Raw genomic sequence first — 14,556 nt, forward strand, 5'->3', positions numbered from 1 at the left:
GCCCAGCTTGATATAAAGCGCAACAGCGCGCATCCGGTCTTCGTAGGAATACATGAACTACCTCCCTGATAGTCCAAGTTTTCCTCCGCACCCCCCCCTTGAGGCGCACGCCGATATAGGAGCCATGAATATAATGCTCGAAAGGTCCGATCCACTCGATCTCGTAAATCTCCCCTTCCTTCACCTCGAGGTATTGCTCAAAACCAACGACTGAATCGATGCAGACCACTTTTTGCCCAACGTGGAATTGGTTCATGCTGTGTCACCTTCAATAATGGCTTCGGCAATAATGCCTCCTGCAATTCTATGTATATCCGACCACGCATCTTCATCGTCGAATACGCAGATCGCTATCGCTGCACATCGCTGCCTTTCTGCAAGGACGGCTGCCGCAATTCTCTCCGCGATGTGACGCTCAAGTTTAATTGCTGCAATATTTTCGCCCATCACGCCGCTGCCCTATTCTTAATGCTTCTATACTCGACTGCCACACCGCGCAGTCCGGCTCGATCGATGCCCAACTTCATTCCGCCGCTGATACCACGATCAGTGTAAACAACGCATTTCGTCCACACCCGAAACCAGGCAAGGCCTGCTTCAACCCCCAACGACCGTTCATTGGGCTGCATATCGTCCAGCACTTGTGTGTGCAGCAAATGGCTAGCAATCGGTGCCTCGCCTCGCCGCAGGCTGTCTAAGAGGCACGCTCGTGCATATTCGGTATTGGCTTCCACGTCGCCACTGTAATGGTTGCAGGCATATCTGCCGCTTCCTGACGAAGAGTTTCCATTTGGCTAGAAAGACCGCGAACAATATCGTTGCCAGTAATCTTGCCTTGTGACCCCAGCTTGCGGAGGCCACCCACGGTCGTATCCGGACCGACTGCCAATGCTTCCGCAACACGACCGCCTGATTCAATCACTGTATTTAGGTTGTCGCCCTGGAGTTTGCCTGTTGCCATCGCTTTGGCGAGAGCGTCAATTACTCATGCTGCTCGATCGCCCTTGGCACCGGACACAACGAGTGCGTTATTTAACGCCTCGGTGTAGTTGAGGGATTCATCGGTATTATAGCCAAGTTCGCGAAGGGCTGTAGCGTTCGAAAGATAGCTTTCAGCAGTCTGCGAAAGGACGGAATACGTGCGGCGTGCCATCTCACCGAGACGGCTCATAACCTCCGTGCCTTTATCAATCGAACCTGCGGCAAGATTGACGCGGGAGGTCATATCCGTCCACATGTCTGTCATCTTGCGCAATTGGTCGACGCCAAGCGCTGCACCTAGCCGCCTGTCACAGTCCCGCGCGAGGCTGTGCCGGTAATGTGCGCATTGTTCGGATCCCCCCAATAAGCACGCGGAATGCAGATGTGTTTCGGACGATAGACAATCGTCTCCATGCCGCCCTTCGCCGAAGCAATAAACGCCTGAAGCTGGACCGCCTCACTGGCCTTCATTGGCAAAGTTTCCATATCCACCGTGCGATAGGGATCAACGAACTCGACCGTCGATATAACCCGACCGCCGAATTTCGTCTGACTGGTCGGATTATTAAGCATGGGATACGACGGCACAAAGCGGACGATTGAGAGAAGATCGATCATGGATTGTCCTGAAAGGGGAGGAAACATTATTTGGCCCGTCAATTAGCCTAGACTTCTGCCGTGGTGGGCAACGGATATAACAATGAAGTCTGCCTTTAAGTGACCTCAATTGTTAGCTTGCTATTTAACCCATAAAAGCGGACTCTTGACTGTCAGCATTAGATTTATACTTGGGCTCGCTGGCGGGACTAAATTGTCCGTAACCGCAATCTGAAAGGAGGACTTCATGTCTTCCAATATCCATCTCGTCGATTTCCACATCAGCAACCGCATCCTTAATCAAATGATGGCTAAGGCGGGTTATGTCACGTTAAGAATGAAGCCACTATCTGGTCCGCTCTTTCACCAGTCGAAACTAGTTTTGCAGAATTTTATGACGGGTGTCATGCGTGACTATCGCGTTGATATCGCTCCATTGCCTGAAGTTACCTCAGCATATGGTACGGCTTAATTAACGAAGCTTTGTTGGGGTGAGCTCACCATTCGTGAGATCTCGCCTTTTATAAGTTATAGAAAAATATTAGTGCCTATATGCGTGATATTGAAATACAAATATCTGCTAATCGATACATTACTTAAATATAATTTGACAATTACAAGCTCATACATTAAGTATTAATAATCGATATTTTCTTAATGAGTTTTGCTTTATTACGCGTTTAGCATCGCGTCCTGAACGAACCCCTTTTAAAATTCGTTATCACTTTGTGTCATGCAACTGCGTGCTGCTATCTATACCTCTATGAAAGGGTTTATTATGACCACTGGCACAGTTAAATGGTTCAACTCCACAAAAGGCTTCGGCTTCATTCAGCCTGACAACGGTGGCGCGGATGCCTTCGTTCATATCTCTGCCGTCGAGCGCGCCGGAATGCGCGAAATCGTCGAAGGTCAAAAGATTGGCTACGATATGGAAAGAGACATGAAGTCTGGCAAGATGTCTGCCTGCAACCTTGTCGCAGCCTAAATAAGTTTTCTCCTTTCCTTTGACCACGGATGTACTGGCACTATTGAAAGAAGTTTACTTCTAAAGGGTCGAGTGCACGCTCGGCCCTTTTTATTATAGTTCTTATTGAATTAATGAATTTAACAGAGAGGCTCTTATGGAAAACCAACGAGACCATTCAAAAAACCTTACAAAACAATCTATGAAGACTGATATTTCGCCTTTGGAACAGTCCCGTTTGGTGAACAGCCTCTCGGCGCGCCTGACTTCATCGCGCGACTGGTCAAAACTTTCAAACGTCCTGAGACGAACTGCTGGAGGTTGTTCAAAAAGCCGAGCCCGTTAGTCATTGGTTTTATTTTATATTTGGAGGACTCCGTCATGATAACCGAATACACAAAAGATACGCTCTTCAAGCCAATTGATACGCGCACGGAGTCGCAGAAGTTGCGAAACGCTCTAGCCGCTAAGGCTATTCTTCACGAAGAGAGATCCGCGACCACCGCGAAAACGGACCGTTTGAGGGCGGCCAGAATAGCTCGCGATCATTCTTTGTAACCTATAAGTTAGGAGAGACTATGCAAGTTCTTGTCCGCGATAATAACGTTGATCAAGCCTTACGGGTTTTGAAGAAGAAATTGCAGCGTGAAGGCGTGTTTCGCGAAATGAAGGCCCGCAGGGCATATGAAAAGCCTTCCGAAAAACGCATTCGCGAAAAAGAAGCTGCTATAGGCAGGGCCCGAAAAGAAGCTAAGAAAAAAGCTCAACGCGAAGGATTGTTAGCTAAGCCTAAGAAAAAACCATTTTCTAGGCCGACAGCATCATCCGTACATAACTCTGATACCAAGACCGCAGCTTAAGAGAAACTAGGAACGGCATGAACGCCATCCAGATTCCTATCGTACTAACCCTCTCCGGCTGGCCTGCTTACTGTCCCGTGCAAAGCGCATAGGGCCTGATTTGTCGTATGCTTTGACGGTTCTTGTGCTAGCGCTTTGAGACACGTTCTCAACATACGAATGGAAGTTGCCGTCATTCTCAAACCGAGTCACAACATCCACACGCATTGGGCCAGCGGCTCTCGCTCTTTGTGGAGCGCTGAGTATTGGCATTGAGGGGGCACGGAGACTTGGCGTGCCAGTAGCAAAGGCCGGCAAATTATCTTTATTGATCGCTTCCAGAAGTCGGCGATGTTTGGCAGTTGACCGAGCATTGGTGATGAACTCTCTGTTCGACACCCTCGCGAGAATACTATCGCTGCGCCCGGTACCACGTCCGCGAATGAGGCCGGGACCGGGTCGCGAAGGCGTTCCATTGGCAAACTTAGGCAGTCCGCCGTCTTTGAACCCCATAAACCCGCCGAACAAACTTCCTGACTTGCCGAACAAGCCGTCGAAAAGGTTGTTCAGCGTCATATCGAGCAGCTTATAGATCATTTTTTGCAGTGCATCAGTAAGCGCCTCGACCGCATTCTTCCCAGAAGAAAGATCAGTCATCAGTCCTTTAAACGCATCAAGTTCGGTGCTGCGCCATTCCGATGACCTCTGCCTTAGCTCGCCCTGTGCTTCGTTAAGCTTGTTGGCTTCCGCGGTTGCGAGTGCCCACTGATCGGCAGTTTGAGCAATCTGCGATCGCAGTTCAGGCGTGATTGCAATGCCTGCCTTTTGAACCGCGTTGAGTAGTTCCTGCTCCGTGCGTGCCTTTTCAGCTGCAAACCCGTAATCATCGATCAACGGGTTAATTTGGCGAAGAGCCTCAGTTTCCGCGACAAGTGCAGCGGTGCGGTCGTTAGCATCCTGAACTGTCGTGTCGAATTTTTCAGCCAGTGTCTTTTTTTCTTTCTTCGGCTTCTTGCCTTCGGCAGTTCGGCTTTCCTGTGCTGCAACATTCGCGCGTGCGATGGCATCAATTTGCTTTTCCGTAAGGCGTTTCGATGATGACGAATGATTGACGGTTGTCGTTATAAGGTTTTGGCAGGTGACTTTTAGCGCCTGATCTTAACTGCCGCCCTTCAACAGCGGCGCGTGCGGCTTTGTCTTCTGCTTCTTCAAGCATGTTTTCTCCTCGTGTTGTGGTGAAACGCCGCTTGGTGGGCGGCAGATGATCTTGTGTGGATGCGGTTTGCCGGCCTACACTGAGAAACAAACAGGGAGGCCGATATGCAAATATTAAATGCCAAGTACGTTGGGAACTCAGCATCCATCACTGTGCAGTTCTCAGGCAAGCAGGTCGTCGTGGAGTATGGCCCGGTAGCTCCACCATTAGACGGAAGAATGCATTCCCCGTTCATCGACAATAAGGATTTAGCCACCAAAGAGATTTTGGCACAAACCAACCAACTTGAGACTGAAATTCGAGCAGCCGTTGCAGACTATCTAGCGTCCAAAAAGGGATGACGGTTAGGCTGCGGCCCTCTGACTTTTCGCATTATCATTCGCCGCCGTGTACTTCCCTGCGACCATCTCAGGCCGTAGAATATCGCGACCGACTTCGCCGAACTGTTTGCTGTAGGTAATGCGCTTAGCTGATCGACCGGACAACCAGCCACCGCCAGCGGCATAAGCGTCGGGTGCCGCAAGCGTTTCATGCTGCTCGACATACATCAGAGTGCCTTTTCGAGCGTCGTCGCTGTGTCTATGACCGATATGCACATAGGCTTGTAGTGAGCGACCGAACATGCTGCGGAACATGCCAGCAATCGTGCCCTCGATATTCGCGACACCGCGCTTATGCCCGTGGTGATAGGCAAGCATCGTGCGGCCCCACTCGAAAGCGTAATAGAGCGATGGTGAATTATCGACAGTAATGCGTGGCTCGTTTTCGTACATAACCGCCAGCATTTCGCGCAGCCATGCCGATGAGGCTGGGTCGTGGTTGCCCGACGCCATCACGACATGAACCCGCTCGTGCTTTTGCAACGGCATATCGATGATGCGGCGAATAGTGCGGATCACAATGCGAATGACTTTTTGAAGTCTGCTATCCGCGTCCAGAACATGCTTGTGGGCCGGCGTTACGCTTTCAAGCGCGTCGTGATGCATAAGATCGCCGAGCTGCGCGAGAATAGCCGTATGGGCGTCAGGCGCTTGCGCTACGGCCGCAGAGAACCAATCAAGCAATAGTTGCTCGGCAATACGCAGATCGTAATCGCTGCCAGTTTCTTCACGCCACGACATCATGCCGAAATGGTTGTCGGTAATCGTGAACTGATTCAGTAGATCTTCTCGGCATCCCTTCGGCGCCGGCATGATCGATACGCGCGGCAGGTCTTCCTTCAGCGCTTCAACCATCTTCAGCAACACGACGTTTCATCATATCGACGATATCGTCAGCGCCCTGCTCCATCGCACCGCGAACCATGTCGCGAGCGACTTTCGGCAAGCGTTTGAACTTCTGTTCGAGTTTGGCAAGCCCTAGAATACGAGCATCGATAGCCATCAGCCACCGCCCTGCACTACAGCGCGCATTTCGATGTACTGATTAACCTCGTCAGGGTTGGCACATGACTGAATCTCGTAAAAGATACCAGTTCTCTTATTCCTCGCCCGCCAAGACGGGGCTGCAAACGAGCGGCAGTTTCGAACTTGTCTACCCACTCTTGGCTAGTGCCGCCGCCTTCGTCCCGCACCGCTTCACGCTGCTGAAAGACGACGATGTTGTTGAGCGCGCAGGCTCCTTTACGTGATGTGGACATTTACGTATTAAGTCTCCGACTAGGGGGGGGGCAAAATGATTGATCGATTTTCAGACGCGGTGAAGAATGAACTACAGGCCTACGTTTACCGATTGATAGACCCTCGGGATGGGAAGACATTTTACGTCGGAAAAGGTCGAGGAGATCGCGTATTTCAACATGTAAAAGAATTTGAATCGATATCTACAGATCAAACTTCAATTATGAACCCAAAGTTAAAGACCATTGCAGAAATAAAACGCGCAGGGTTCTAAGTTAAATACTTGATTCATCGTCACGGAATGAATGATGATACAGCTTATCAAGTCGAAGCAGCTTTAATTGACGCGTACGAATATTTGCATAACTCCGTTCTATGCCATTACACTTCAATCAACGGACTTTCCACAGTTGACGAAATACTACATCGCTACAACTTGCCCGAAGCCAGTTTTTCCCATGGACACAATCTCTTAGTTATCACGATCAACAAACTGCGTGGTCGTCGAGATCCAAAAGTAATCTTTGATCTGGTGAGATATTGCTGGAAATTGCGAATTGAGAGAGCGGCATCAGTTGAATATGTATTAGCTGCTGATAGGGGTGTAATTGTTGGAGCGTTTAAGCCTCTTCGTTGGCCCCCCGCAGTTGCAAAAGATTTTCCCGACATTGTTGGTATGAAAGATGAGCCGCATCGGCTGGCATTTCAGGGTGAACGCGCACCGCAGGAGATTTGGGATATTTATGTGGCGGAACACGGGAAACGCATTAATCCAATGGATATCCCCCCAGCCCGCCAAGCTTGTCGTTATATTAGCCCGGCGTGATGTATTTGTTAGGCGTCGTTAATCCAACCGTCTTATTGGCTTCGATTGCAGCAGTTGCGCAAGGTGTCGTGACAAGGCCAAACCAGCCAGCCTTGTAAGCGATGGTGACTTGCGGGAGTGGCTTCCAGTCAAAGTCTTCCGTGAAGCGGACGTGGGGCATATTTCCCTCCTTCGCTCGACAGCAAAGAACGAGTCTGATCATATGGCGGCAAAGACTGGAGAAGCGCGGTTAGAGCAAAATTCAAACGCCAATCAACCGCGCGTGTGTATCGATGATTGCAGAACAAAACGAAATTTTTGATGAGTTTCAGATTTCCCTGCTTGTAAGAAAGCATGGATGGTCAAATCTTGTTCTGAGCTTACCGAACAACACGCATACTTCAGTTGTGACCGATGTATTTTCCGACATCGTCAACAATATTCTTACGTGCTGCGAAGCAGTCATCGACAATCATCAACATACTCAGCCGTTTTATAATGAGCCGGGCGGGTCGGCCTGGAGATTGAATCCAGATCCAATCATGAGACATCTCGTACGGGTCAGGATTTTTGACCTGCCGAACAAAGCAGGTGAATTCTCTGAGTCCGATCTAAATAAGCCGGTTGTTGATTTGCTCACAAAAAGGAAGCACTTGCTTCTCAACTTCATGATGGAGCTACTGAGGAGCAAGCTGCTGTATGCGGATGCGTCATTTTACAAAGACCGGCAGGCCTTTCCACATGATCGTTTTGAGACTGTTTGGAACAAATGGGCAAAAGCCAATATAGGCTGCCCATTTTCTCTGCCGCGCTGACTATTTATTCCCGCCAAACCCGATACGCCGAGAGCAGCGCCCGAACATGTCTTGGCAAAACCGCGTCTCCGCTCGCGCTCATGTCTGGCTCTCGATTTTCGTAAAGGTCTGCTCCAACGAGCAGGATCGCAGCGGAAATAGCGGGATTAATGACGACGCCATCAGGAAGTGACGGAGTTTGCCCCGCCGCGACGACCTCGCGATCGAGATATTCGGTGACAACAGTCTCTGCGGCCACCAGATAAAGTGTTAGCTCGTGTGTGTTTCGGCGTGGAATATTGGGTCTGACGCATTTTTGATGACGATTTCTTTCACATTGCGCCGATCAACCGTGCCTGAAGAAGATCCAGCTTGGCACGCCCATACATTTGCCTTTTAACGAGCTTCAGCTTGTTGATCTGCCCTTCGACCTGGCCGTTCGACCAAGGTTCGGTGATGGCGGCGGACACCGCTGCCTTGTCTTTCAGTATCCCGTTGGCGAAGGGGGCAAACAGACTGTCGCGTGCATCAGCGATCCACGGGTCGAGTTCTGTCTTGGCCTTCATTCGGATCATTGTCTGGAAACGATCAATTAGATTGCGAGCTTGGATCAAGGCGGGAACGCCGACTTCTATGGCCGCAATGGTGATTGTGTCAGCCTTACTCAGTTGATCACGAGCAGTTGTCATCAATCGGGCAATCGTTCTGGCAGATGGCACTTTTTGAAGTTGCTGTTCGCAGACCCGCTCAGACCGCCGTCGCCTTGCGGCCCACTCCCCAACGACACGAGAACAACCACGGAAACCTTTGTACTTTAGCTGTCGCCAGAGTTCAGCGCCGTTGTGCTGCCCAGATCCCCAGAGTTGATCCAACAGTGGCAGATAGGCCTCAAGGGAACTTTGTCTGACACGAAATACATCAGTTCTGTGACCGCGGACAATCTGGCGAACCGTTCCGCGGCTATAGCCGGTTTGTCGCACGATTTCCTTTATTGGCACGCCATCGGAAGCCAGCTTGGTGATTGTCGAATTCACGTCCTCACGCCGTAGATAGCTCTCATATTGCAGTCGTTCAGCGCAAGTGAGTAGCGCAGGATTGATCGTCGTAGCACCAATTGCGGTACGGATCGCCCGCATGGATTTGCGCACGACGTCGAGGAACGCTGCGCTGGCGTTCTCCATCAAATGCCAACGATCTGCGACCTGCATAGCATGGGGTAAAGCCTTGGCAGCAGCTTCACGATAGACGCCGCCTCTATCGCGTGAAACAATCGCTATTTCGGGGTGCTGAGCAAGGAACGTCGAAACTGTCGCGATCTCCCCGTCAGGCAGAAGTTTGATAATCCTTCGCTTCTCAAGATCACATACGACAGTTCCATAGCGGTGATTGCGGCGGAAAGCCCAATCGTCAATTCCGACGGCGTTTAGAGCATCATCCGGCACCATGGATTTTCTTCTCACCGCACGGATGAGTGTGTCATTGCTAACTGGGATCATCAAGCGCTTGGCAAAGGCTGCTGCGGGCCGCCCTCCCAGAGCCAACCCGAGATGATGTACGACGGTATCAAGTCGAGCGGTTCGACGGCTGCGCTCCGGAACGATAAGCTCTCCAAACCTTTCGACGAATATCCGGCGACGACAAACTGTCATCTCACAGATAAAGCGCCTTGCTGATAATCGCAGTTGGACCTTGGTGCCACCACAAGGCAAATCAGCAACTATCCGAACGTAGCGGCTATGAACACGATCTGACATTCTGTTGCATAAAGGGCAGGAACGTCGATCGGCAGTAGCCCGCGCTGAAACAATGATAACCCCCTCGTCCTCGTCGGAACTCTCAACAATCAATCCGGCCGGGATCAGGGACGACAGACGAAACTTGGTCGCCATGATGCTGATTCCTTTCTGATAACCGCATCAGTTTCCACCGCGAAATCATCAAATGTGAGTCAGAGCTAATATTCCGTTCCGATTGACAAGCTCGTCGTCTTCGTCGTCGTGAAAAACGCGAAGGTAACGCTTGAATACAGCAAGATCAATCAGAGCCATCGCCACCACCTTCAGGCGGCACTTCTGGCTCCGGTTCGGGCTGAGGATTTGGAATAACGACCCCAGCGCCGATAGCTTGCTACCCGCCTCTTACGCATCTTTGTCGATACTGCCATCTGATTTCGCCTTTTGCTTTGGCTTGGTGCCACTGTCTGACGCGCCGCCATCCGGTTCCTTAATTACTTCAATCTTGCCAGCCAAAGACACAAGGCCCTGCGCTTCCAACTGTCGAGCCTCGCCAGCTTCAACTTCGAAAGACGGGCTCTTGCGGGTTTTCAGATCTTTGCGCAGGGCAAAAGTCTTTATGGCTTTGACTTCTAGAAAATCGGTCATGTTCTCTCCAATCTGGAAAAGGGGAGCCGAAGCTCCCGTCCCCCATTGAGCGCCTTCGACGTCACCGGTTACGAACGACTCTGGACGATAGACAGCGAATGCCAGTCGCTCTTCCGCGCGGATCGTGAACATGTTCTTTTCGAAGTCGTCGACGTTCTCGCTCGACAGCAGCACTTCGATATCGAGACGATCGAAGATCTGTGCAGCGAAGCTGAACGCACCAGTGAGGAATTCACCTGCAGCCATCGCCTGCGTGGAAACCACTGGCAGGTTCCAGAGAGTTGGCGTCAGCGAGCCCTGCGGATTGCCGATTATGTAATTGCCCCCAGCGTCCTTCGTTAGCTCGATCTTCGTCCAATCAATTGGATTGAGGACAAAAGCTGCAGCCGGGTACTCAGCAAGAACAACCTGAAGGATCGCTAGGCGAAGGCGATCAATACCAGTCGCACCTGGCAAGGTGAAAGCTGGACTAAACGCGGTTGCCTGCGGAACCAGACCATGAATGTTCTGGCCTGTGCCAGAGCCATTGAGCAGCTGATTTTCTTCCGCAAAGCGCAGACCATAGCGAGCGCGGCCGTCGATGTAGGAACGAAGAGCCGGTGCATCATCAAGGATCTGTCGGGATGCCTTGAACAGATGGGCAATCGTGCGAACTGGCGCAGATGTCATGTCGAACGTCAGGTCCGAATATGGCTTTGCGGTCGTTTCAGCGACAGGAGCCGCATTATTCGTGTAGCCGGTTTCCTTCACGTACTCGATAGAGCTCGAAGAAGTCTGGCCCGGAAGCACGAGATCGCGGATCGTCAGACTACGCTCTGGCAGGCCAAAGATGCCCGGCATGCGTGCACCCGGAACGAGTGACGTGCCCTGACTGCGACCAGCGCCGACCGTGGTGTTGGCCGAAGTTATTGCAGCGCGATCTGCCGTTACCTTGATCGAACCGCGAGACGAGCTTGTCAGCATACCAGCCTTATAATCGGCAGAGTCGATAGCCACTTAAACTGGATCGCCCTCTTGAGATCGAACCAAGACACACGCACTCAAAGTGCGTTGCCCTACCTTCAGGTTAGGGGCGAATGTTAGGTTGCTACATTTTAGCAATAATATATGATCACGAAATGAGAATTTCGGTGAAGAAGGCCTATGAGCTAATTCTTACTGCCGTGCACGTCGATGGGACCCTTATGGAGCCATTCACGGCTAAGGATATACGACGAATAATTTCTGGTTGGCATTATACTGATTACTTCGGCTTTCTCGCTTACAATAGCGATTACAACAAATCAGAAGAAGACGCTTTATTCATACGGGTTGGTCGAGGCAGTTACCGATTGCGCTCGCATCTTGCTTTCACTGAGGCCGATTAGTCTGGTTGCGGCAGGTCGGTCTTGCCAAAATCCCTAACAGATAGTTAAATAATATTTGGATAGGAGGTGAGACCAATGCCGTTCAGAAACGCACAATATCACGGGACTTTCCGCCCTTCAGACTTAGCTGTTCTACAAAAAGCATACGAAGAATGCTGCGTCTTACTTGATCGATGCGCTACTAACCATGAAGACAAGGACAGGGTGGCGAGAGCCATCATCCGCGAATTTGAGAGCGGGATAAACGACCCTGTTAAGATCGCAGAGCAGGTGGCGATAATTGAGACCCATGTCAGCCTAACGTCGCCAGCAGGCCAACAGTCTGATGCGCCTGCGCAGTGAATTGGTCTGCCCCCTGAAAAGTGATCCTTCATGAAGTATGGCTTATGAGCCGTAGAAGGACATTGAAATGGCAGCGAAAAGACATAAGGCAGAAGAGATCGTCACGAAGCTTAGTCAGGTTGACGTTCTACATGCGCAAGGAAAATCGATGGCGGAAGCGATCCGGTCGATAGGCGTTACAGAAGTTACATATTACCGATGGCGTTCCGAATACGGTGGCTTGAAGGGCGATCAGGTAAAGCGGCTGAAGGAACTGGAGGCAGAGAATGCCCGGCTGAGGCGGGCTGTTTCTGATCTCACGCTGGATAAGATGATTCTTGCCGAGGCTGCCAAGGGAAACTTCTGAGCCCCTCCCGTCGCCGTGCCTGCGTGGACCATGTGATCAATGAACTGAAGGTGTCCGAGAGACGAGCGTGCCGAGTTTTGGGTCAGCATCGTTCCACGCAGCGCAAGATCACCAAGACCCCGGATGATGAAGCAGCGTTGACTGCGGACATCACAGCGCTCGCCCTCCAATATGGTCGCTATGGCTATCGTCGCATCACGGCGATGCTGCACCAGGCTGGCTGGATCGTGAACGTCAAGCGGGTTGAGCGCATCTGGCGACGGGAGGGGCTGAAAGTGCCGCACAAGCAACCGAAACGCAGCCGTTTGTGGCTGAACGACAGCTCGTGCATTCGGCTTCGACCGGAATACCCAAATCATGTCTGGTCCTACGACTTTGTCGAGGACCGGACGCACAACGGCAGGAGAATCCGCATGCTCAACGTGATTGATGAGTTCACGCGGGAATGCATCGCCATCAGGGTCGAGAGAAAGCTGAAGGCAGTCGATGTTATCGACGTGCTTTCCGACCTCTTCATCCTACGCGGCATCCCCACCCATATTCGTTCGGACAATGGCCCGGAGTTCATCGCCAAAGCACTCCGGGAGTGGATCGCAGCAGTCGGTGCCAAAACCGCCTACATCATGCCGGGCAGTCCATGGGAAAACGGCTATTGCGAGAGCTTCAACTCGAAACTCCGTGACGAACTGCTCAACGGCGAAATCTTCTACACGCTCAAGGGTGAGGCGGAAAAGCAATCGATCCAGTGAATCGATTGCCCACCAAACAAGATCATCATCGAAGACTGGAGGCAGCATTACAACACAGTGCGGCCCCATTCATCACAGGGCTACAAGCCACCGGCACCCGAAGCAGTCGTCTGGCCTAAACAAAATGGCCCAGCGTCAACACCAACAGTGGCAAGTCGACCCAGCATGCACTAACAGTAAACCCGGATCACCCGATGGGGGCAGACCAGTTTCGCAATCTGTCTAGCCTTATCAATCGCAGCATGCCTGTAGAGACTCAGCTGGCTCTGGCCGACTTTATCGCTGAAGGACATTTCGCCAATCACCTGCGCAGAATGCGTAATCTTTATGCCGAGCGAAGAGCGGCCTTTATCCAAGCAGGACAATCGCTATTCAATGACCCAGCTCATATTGAATGCTCTGAAAGTGGCCTCAACGCCCTACTGTGGCTTCCTTCGTCGTCCGGCGATCGCCCTGCGGCAGCAACTGCCTTCAAGTTGGGATTACAGACCTATCCCCTCTCCGACTATACAATTCAAGTCGAACGGCAGGGCGCGCTTATAATGGGCTTTGCCAATGTCGCAGCCGACAAGATGAAACCCTATCTCGAAAAGCTGGCAACCGCGCCAGACTTGCAGTGATCTGAAGGTGCAAATTTATTCTATCACAACGCAGACCGGAGCGCCGCCAAGTTGTATGATACCTGCCCCTTTGAAAGGGGTAGCGCTATCCAAATCTCATTCAAATATTAACGTTCAGTCGGACGTATCCGTTATTTCGTTTAGTATTTTCTTCCATAGGTCTACAAGTTTTCGACCGGTTGCAATTTCCGGATCGAAACTTTGATGTACTGCTATTCCGCGTAATACCGACAAAATCAGATGAAGCTTTAAGGTATCCGCCTGGTTTGCGGGTTCAAAACCCACCAGTTTCGATACACGCAAATCACGTATATCGACCCATCGCTTCATTTCATCGCGCAATCTCTGACCCAGTTCGTTATCCAAGCGCGCCGCCAGCATCAATTCAATCGCCGCTATATATCGCGCGTCTGCAAAGATATTGAGCCACAGCGTTTCAGTTAGTTCAGAGAGTGAATAACGTGTCTCGTCCGGGTTTGTCGCAACAGGATGAACTATCTCCCAGTCCTCGTGGAGTTGGCGAAGGGCCGCAACAAGCAGGTCATTGCGCGAAGGAAACTGGTGTGTCAGCGCGCCACGCGAAACTTTTGCCTTTTGCGCGATCATAGCTGTTGAAATGAGTCCGTGCCCGACTTCAGCGAGCGCCTCAAGTGTTGCCTGGCAAACCCTTGACCGGGTGGATGACGAGCGTTCCGCTTGCGTTTTCCTACGCAAATGCGTCGAATTTTGAGCCCTGATCGGTTTAGCGGAGCTGTTCATGAGATTGGGTCTCTACAAATGACGACGACTTAGATGAGTGGCTGGATATTAAGCGAACTGCATCTAAAATCAACATAAGATGCCTATGCCCCCCCTATAAATCTAAATTAAAACAGTGATATAAGTGATTCCTAAACATAAAAACAAACCAGTCTGTTTTTATGTAGACAAACC

General features: G+C 51.1%; 19 protein-coding genes and 4 pseudogenes. 10 read left to right on the forward strand and 13 right to left on the reverse strand.

What is annotated here, in order from left to right; translation table 11 throughout:
* The 4 genes and pseudogenes from QBD00_RS14195 to QBD00_RS14210 all read right to left on the reverse strand — a co-directional run.
* Window positions 1-256, reverse strand: a pseudogene (locus QBD00_RS14195) (hypothetical protein); the annotation flags it as partial.
* The gene (locus QBD00_RS14200) at window positions 253-447 is read right to left on the reverse strand and encodes a hypothetical protein (RefSeq protein WP_191792669.1); all 195 of its coding nucleotides are present in this window, start codon (window positions 445-447) and stop codon (window positions 253-255) included. The pseudogene QBD00_RS14195 and the gene QBD00_RS14200, both read right to left, overlap by 4 nt.
* Before the next feature lie 247 nt (window positions 448-694).
* Window positions 695-1,246: pseudogene (locus QBD00_RS14205) on the reverse strand (tape measure protein).
* A 32-nt stretch (window positions 1,247-1,278) separates the two neighbouring features.
* Window positions 1,279-1,599, reverse strand: coding sequence for a hypothetical protein (locus QBD00_RS14210; protein WP_318579810.1), 321 nt, complete (start codon window positions 1,597-1,599; stop codon window positions 1,279-1,281).
* Window positions 1,600-1,825: 226 nt separating this feature from the next.
* Here QBD00_RS14210 and QBD00_RS14215 point away from each other — a divergent pair, with 226 nt between their 5' ends.
* The 3 genes from QBD00_RS14215 to rpsU all read left to right on the forward strand — a co-directional run bounded on the left by QBD00_RS14215 (window position 1,826) and on the right by rpsU (window position 3,405).
* A complete protein-coding gene (locus QBD00_RS14215; protein ID WP_318579811.1) occupies window positions 1,826-2,050 on the forward strand; it encodes a hypothetical protein in 225 nt (74 codons plus the stop codon).
* 306 nt (window positions 2,051-2,356) lie between these two features.
* Complete coding sequence (locus tag QBD00_RS14220; RefSeq protein WP_024897687.1) at window positions 2,357-2,566, forward strand: cold-shock protein; 210 nt, start codon at window positions 2,357-2,359, stop codon at window positions 2,564-2,566.
* Between the two features lie 557 nt (window positions 2,567-3,123).
* Complete coding sequence (rpsU, locus tag QBD00_RS14225) at window positions 3,124-3,405, forward strand: 30S ribosomal protein S21 (RefSeq protein WP_151091660.1); 282 nt, start codon at window positions 3,124-3,126, stop codon at window positions 3,403-3,405.
* Window positions 3,406-3,441: 36 nt separating this feature from the next.
* On the opposite strand, the gene QBD00_RS14230 is transcribed toward rpsU, so the two are convergent.
* A complete protein-coding gene (locus QBD00_RS14230; protein WP_318579812.1) occupies window positions 3,442-4,278 on the reverse strand; it encodes a hypothetical protein in 837 nt (278 codons plus the stop codon).
* A gap of 172 nt (window positions 4,279-4,450) precedes the next feature.
* Window positions 4,451-4,600: a hypothetical protein gene (locus tag QBD00_RS14235; RefSeq protein ID WP_318579813.1), complete on the reverse strand. Its 150-nt coding sequence runs from the start codon at window positions 4,598-4,600 to the stop codon at window positions 4,451-4,453.
* Between the two features lie 104 nt (window positions 4,601-4,704).
* Here QBD00_RS14235 and QBD00_RS14240 point away from each other — a divergent pair, with 104 nt between their 5' ends.
* Window positions 4,705-4,941, forward strand: a complete 237-nt coding sequence (locus QBD00_RS14240; RefSeq protein WP_318579814.1) for a hypothetical protein — start codon at window positions 4,705-4,707, stop codon at window positions 4,939-4,941.
* Between the two features lie 3 nt (window positions 4,942-4,944).
* Here the strand turns inward: QBD00_RS14240 and QBD00_RS14245 are convergent, their stop codons facing one another.
* A complete protein-coding gene (locus QBD00_RS14245) occupies window positions 4,945-5,847 on the reverse strand; it encodes an oxidoreductase (RefSeq protein ID WP_318579815.1) in 903 nt (300 codons plus the stop codon).
* Complete coding sequence (locus QBD00_RS14250) at window positions 5,828-5,983, reverse strand: HK97 gp10 family phage protein (protein ID WP_151091663.1); 156 nt, start codon at window positions 5,981-5,983, stop codon at window positions 5,828-5,830. The genes QBD00_RS14245 and QBD00_RS14250 overlap by 20 nt, the downstream gene beginning before the upstream one ends.
* Before the next feature lie 64 nt (window positions 5,984-6,047).
* Here QBD00_RS14250 and QBD00_RS14255 point away from each other — a divergent pair, with 64 nt between their 5' ends.
* From QBD00_RS14255 to QBD00_RS14260, 3 genes are read left to right on the forward strand one after another with little or no spacing between them, the layout of a single operon-like run.
* Window positions 6,048-6,230: a hypothetical protein gene (locus tag QBD00_RS14255; RefSeq protein ID WP_318579816.1), complete on the forward strand. Its 183-nt coding sequence runs from the start codon at window positions 6,048-6,050 to the stop codon at window positions 6,228-6,230.
* A 44-nt stretch (window positions 6,231-6,274) separates the two neighbouring features.
* Window positions 6,275-6,493, forward strand: coding sequence for an LEM-3-like GIY-YIG domain-containing protein (locus QBD00_RS23630; RefSeq protein ID WP_412535029.1), 219 nt, complete (start codon window positions 6,275-6,277; stop codon window positions 6,491-6,493).
* 27 nt (window positions 6,494-6,520) lie between these two features.
* Window positions 6,521-7,045 (forward strand): hypothetical protein, encoded by a 525-nt coding sequence (locus QBD00_RS14260; protein WP_318579817.1) that lies wholly within the window; start codon window positions 6,521-6,523, stop codon window positions 7,043-7,045.
* Here QBD00_RS14260 and QBD00_RS14265 read toward each other — a convergent pair.
* Entirely contained in the window at window positions 7,032-7,205 is a 174-nt protein-coding gene (locus QBD00_RS14265; protein ID WP_318579818.1) for a hypothetical protein, read from the reverse strand. The two genes, QBD00_RS14260 and QBD00_RS14265, sit on opposite strands and share 14 nt — an antisense overlap.
* Window positions 7,206-7,317: 112 nt before the next feature.
* Between QBD00_RS14265 and QBD00_RS14270 the strand changes: the two genes are divergently transcribed.
* Window positions 7,318-7,839 carry a hypothetical protein gene (locus tag QBD00_RS14270; protein WP_318579819.1) on the forward strand — a complete coding sequence of 174 codons (522 nt, stop codon included), beginning with the start codon at window positions 7,318-7,320 and terminating at the stop codon, window positions 7,837-7,839.
* A 4-nt stretch (window positions 7,840-7,843) separates the two neighbouring features.
* On the opposite strand, the gene QBD00_RS14275 is transcribed toward QBD00_RS14270, so the two are convergent.
* The 3 genes and pseudogenes from QBD00_RS14275 to QBD00_RS14285 all read right to left on the reverse strand — a co-directional run.
* Window positions 7,844-8,116 (reverse strand): head-tail connector protein, encoded by a 273-nt coding sequence (locus QBD00_RS14275; protein ID WP_318579960.1) that lies wholly within the window; start codon window positions 8,114-8,116, stop codon window positions 7,844-7,846.
* Window positions 8,117-8,150: 34 nt separating this feature from the next.
* Window positions 8,151-9,707 (reverse strand): ISL3 family transposase, encoded by a 1,557-nt coding sequence (locus QBD00_RS14280; RefSeq protein ID WP_318579820.1) that lies wholly within the window; start codon window positions 9,705-9,707, stop codon window positions 8,151-8,153.
* Window positions 9,708-10,247: 540 nt separating this feature from the next.
* Window positions 10,248-11,189: pseudogene (locus QBD00_RS14285) on the reverse strand (phage major capsid protein); the annotation flags it as partial.
* 786 nt (window positions 11,190-11,975) lie between these two features.
* Here QBD00_RS14285 and QBD00_RS14290 point away from each other — a divergent pair.
* Both QBD00_RS14290 and QBD00_RS14295 read left to right on the forward strand, forming a co-directional pair.
* Window positions 11,976-13,177: pseudogene (locus QBD00_RS14290) on the forward strand (IS3 family transposase).
* Window positions 13,178-13,197: 20 nt separating this feature from the next.
* Window positions 13,198-13,623 (forward strand): hypothetical protein, encoded by a 426-nt coding sequence (locus tag QBD00_RS14295; RefSeq protein WP_318579821.1) that lies wholly within the window; start codon window positions 13,198-13,200, stop codon window positions 13,621-13,623.
* Window positions 13,624-13,737: 114 nt separating this feature from the next.
* On the opposite strand, the gene QBD00_RS14300 is transcribed toward QBD00_RS14295, so the two are convergent.
* Window positions 13,738-14,382, reverse strand: coding sequence for a TetR/AcrR family transcriptional regulator (locus tag QBD00_RS14300; RefSeq protein WP_191792665.1), 645 nt, complete (start codon window positions 14,380-14,382; stop codon window positions 13,738-13,740).
* Window positions 14,383-14,556: the final 174 nt, after the last annotated feature.

Source organism: Ochrobactrum sp. AN78 (genome assembly GCF_029909885.1).
Classification (GTDB): domain Bacteria; phylum Pseudomonadota; class Alphaproteobacteria; order Rhizobiales; family Rhizobiaceae; genus Brucella; species Brucella quorumnocens.

What these genes read in the sequence shown, in the direction of transcription:
- QBD00_RS14200 (WP_191792669.1), bottom strand. Translation starts at nt 447, where the DNA reads ATGGGCGAAAATATTGCAGCAATTAAACTTGAGCGTCACATCGCGGAG.
- QBD00_RS14210 (WP_318579810.1), bottom strand. Translation starts at nt 1,599, where the DNA reads ATGATCGATCTTCTCTCAATCGTCCGCTTTGTGCCGTCGTATCCCATG.
- QBD00_RS14215 (WP_318579811.1), top strand. Translation starts at nt 1,826, where the DNA reads ATGTCTTCCAATATCCATCTCGTCGATTTCCACATCAGCAACCGCATC.
- QBD00_RS14220 (WP_024897687.1), top strand. Translation starts at nt 2,357, where the DNA reads ATGACCACTGGCACAGTTAAATGGTTCAACTCCACAAAAGGCTTCGGC.
- rpsU (WP_151091660.1), top strand. Translation starts at nt 3,124, where the DNA reads ATGCAAGTTCTTGTCCGCGATAATAACGTTGATCAAGCCTTACGGGTT.
- QBD00_RS14235 (WP_318579813.1), bottom strand. Translation starts at nt 4,600, where the DNA reads ATGCTTGAAGAAGCAGAAGACAAAGCCGCACGCGCCGCTGTTGAAGGG.
- QBD00_RS14240 (WP_318579814.1), top strand. Translation starts at nt 4,705, where the DNA reads ATGCAAATATTAAATGCCAAGTACGTTGGGAACTCAGCATCCATCACT.
- QBD00_RS14250 (WP_151091663.1), bottom strand. Translation starts at nt 5,983, where the DNA reads ATGGCTATCGATGCTCGTATTCTAGGGCTTGCCAAACTCGAACAGAAG.
- QBD00_RS14255 (WP_318579816.1), top strand. Translation starts at nt 6,048, where the DNA reads ATGACTGAATCTCGTAAAAGATACCAGTTCTCTTATTCCTCGCCCGCC.
- QBD00_RS23630 (WP_412535029.1), top strand. Translation starts at nt 6,275, where the DNA reads ATGATTGATCGATTTTCAGACGCGGTGAAGAATGAACTACAGGCCTAC.
- QBD00_RS14260 (WP_318579817.1), top strand. Translation starts at nt 6,521, where the DNA reads ATGAATGATGATACAGCTTATCAAGTCGAAGCAGCTTTAATTGACGCG.
- QBD00_RS14265 (WP_318579818.1), bottom strand. Translation starts at nt 7,205, where the DNA reads ATGCCCCACGTCCGCTTCACGGAAGACTTTGACTGGAAGCCACTCCCG.
- QBD00_RS14270 (WP_318579819.1), top strand. Translation starts at nt 7,318, where the DNA reads ATGATTGCAGAACAAAACGAAATTTTTGATGAGTTTCAGATTTCCCTG.
- QBD00_RS14280 (WP_318579820.1), bottom strand. Translation starts at nt 9,707, where the DNA reads ATGGCGACCAAGTTTCGTCTGTCGTCCCTGATCCCGGCCGGATTGATT.
- QBD00_RS14295 (WP_318579821.1), top strand. Translation starts at nt 13,198, where the DNA reads ATGGGGGCAGACCAGTTTCGCAATCTGTCTAGCCTTATCAATCGCAGC.
- QBD00_RS14300 (WP_191792665.1), bottom strand. Translation starts at nt 14,382, where the DNA reads ATGAACAGCTCCGCTAAACCGATCAGGGCTCAAAATTCGACGCATTTG.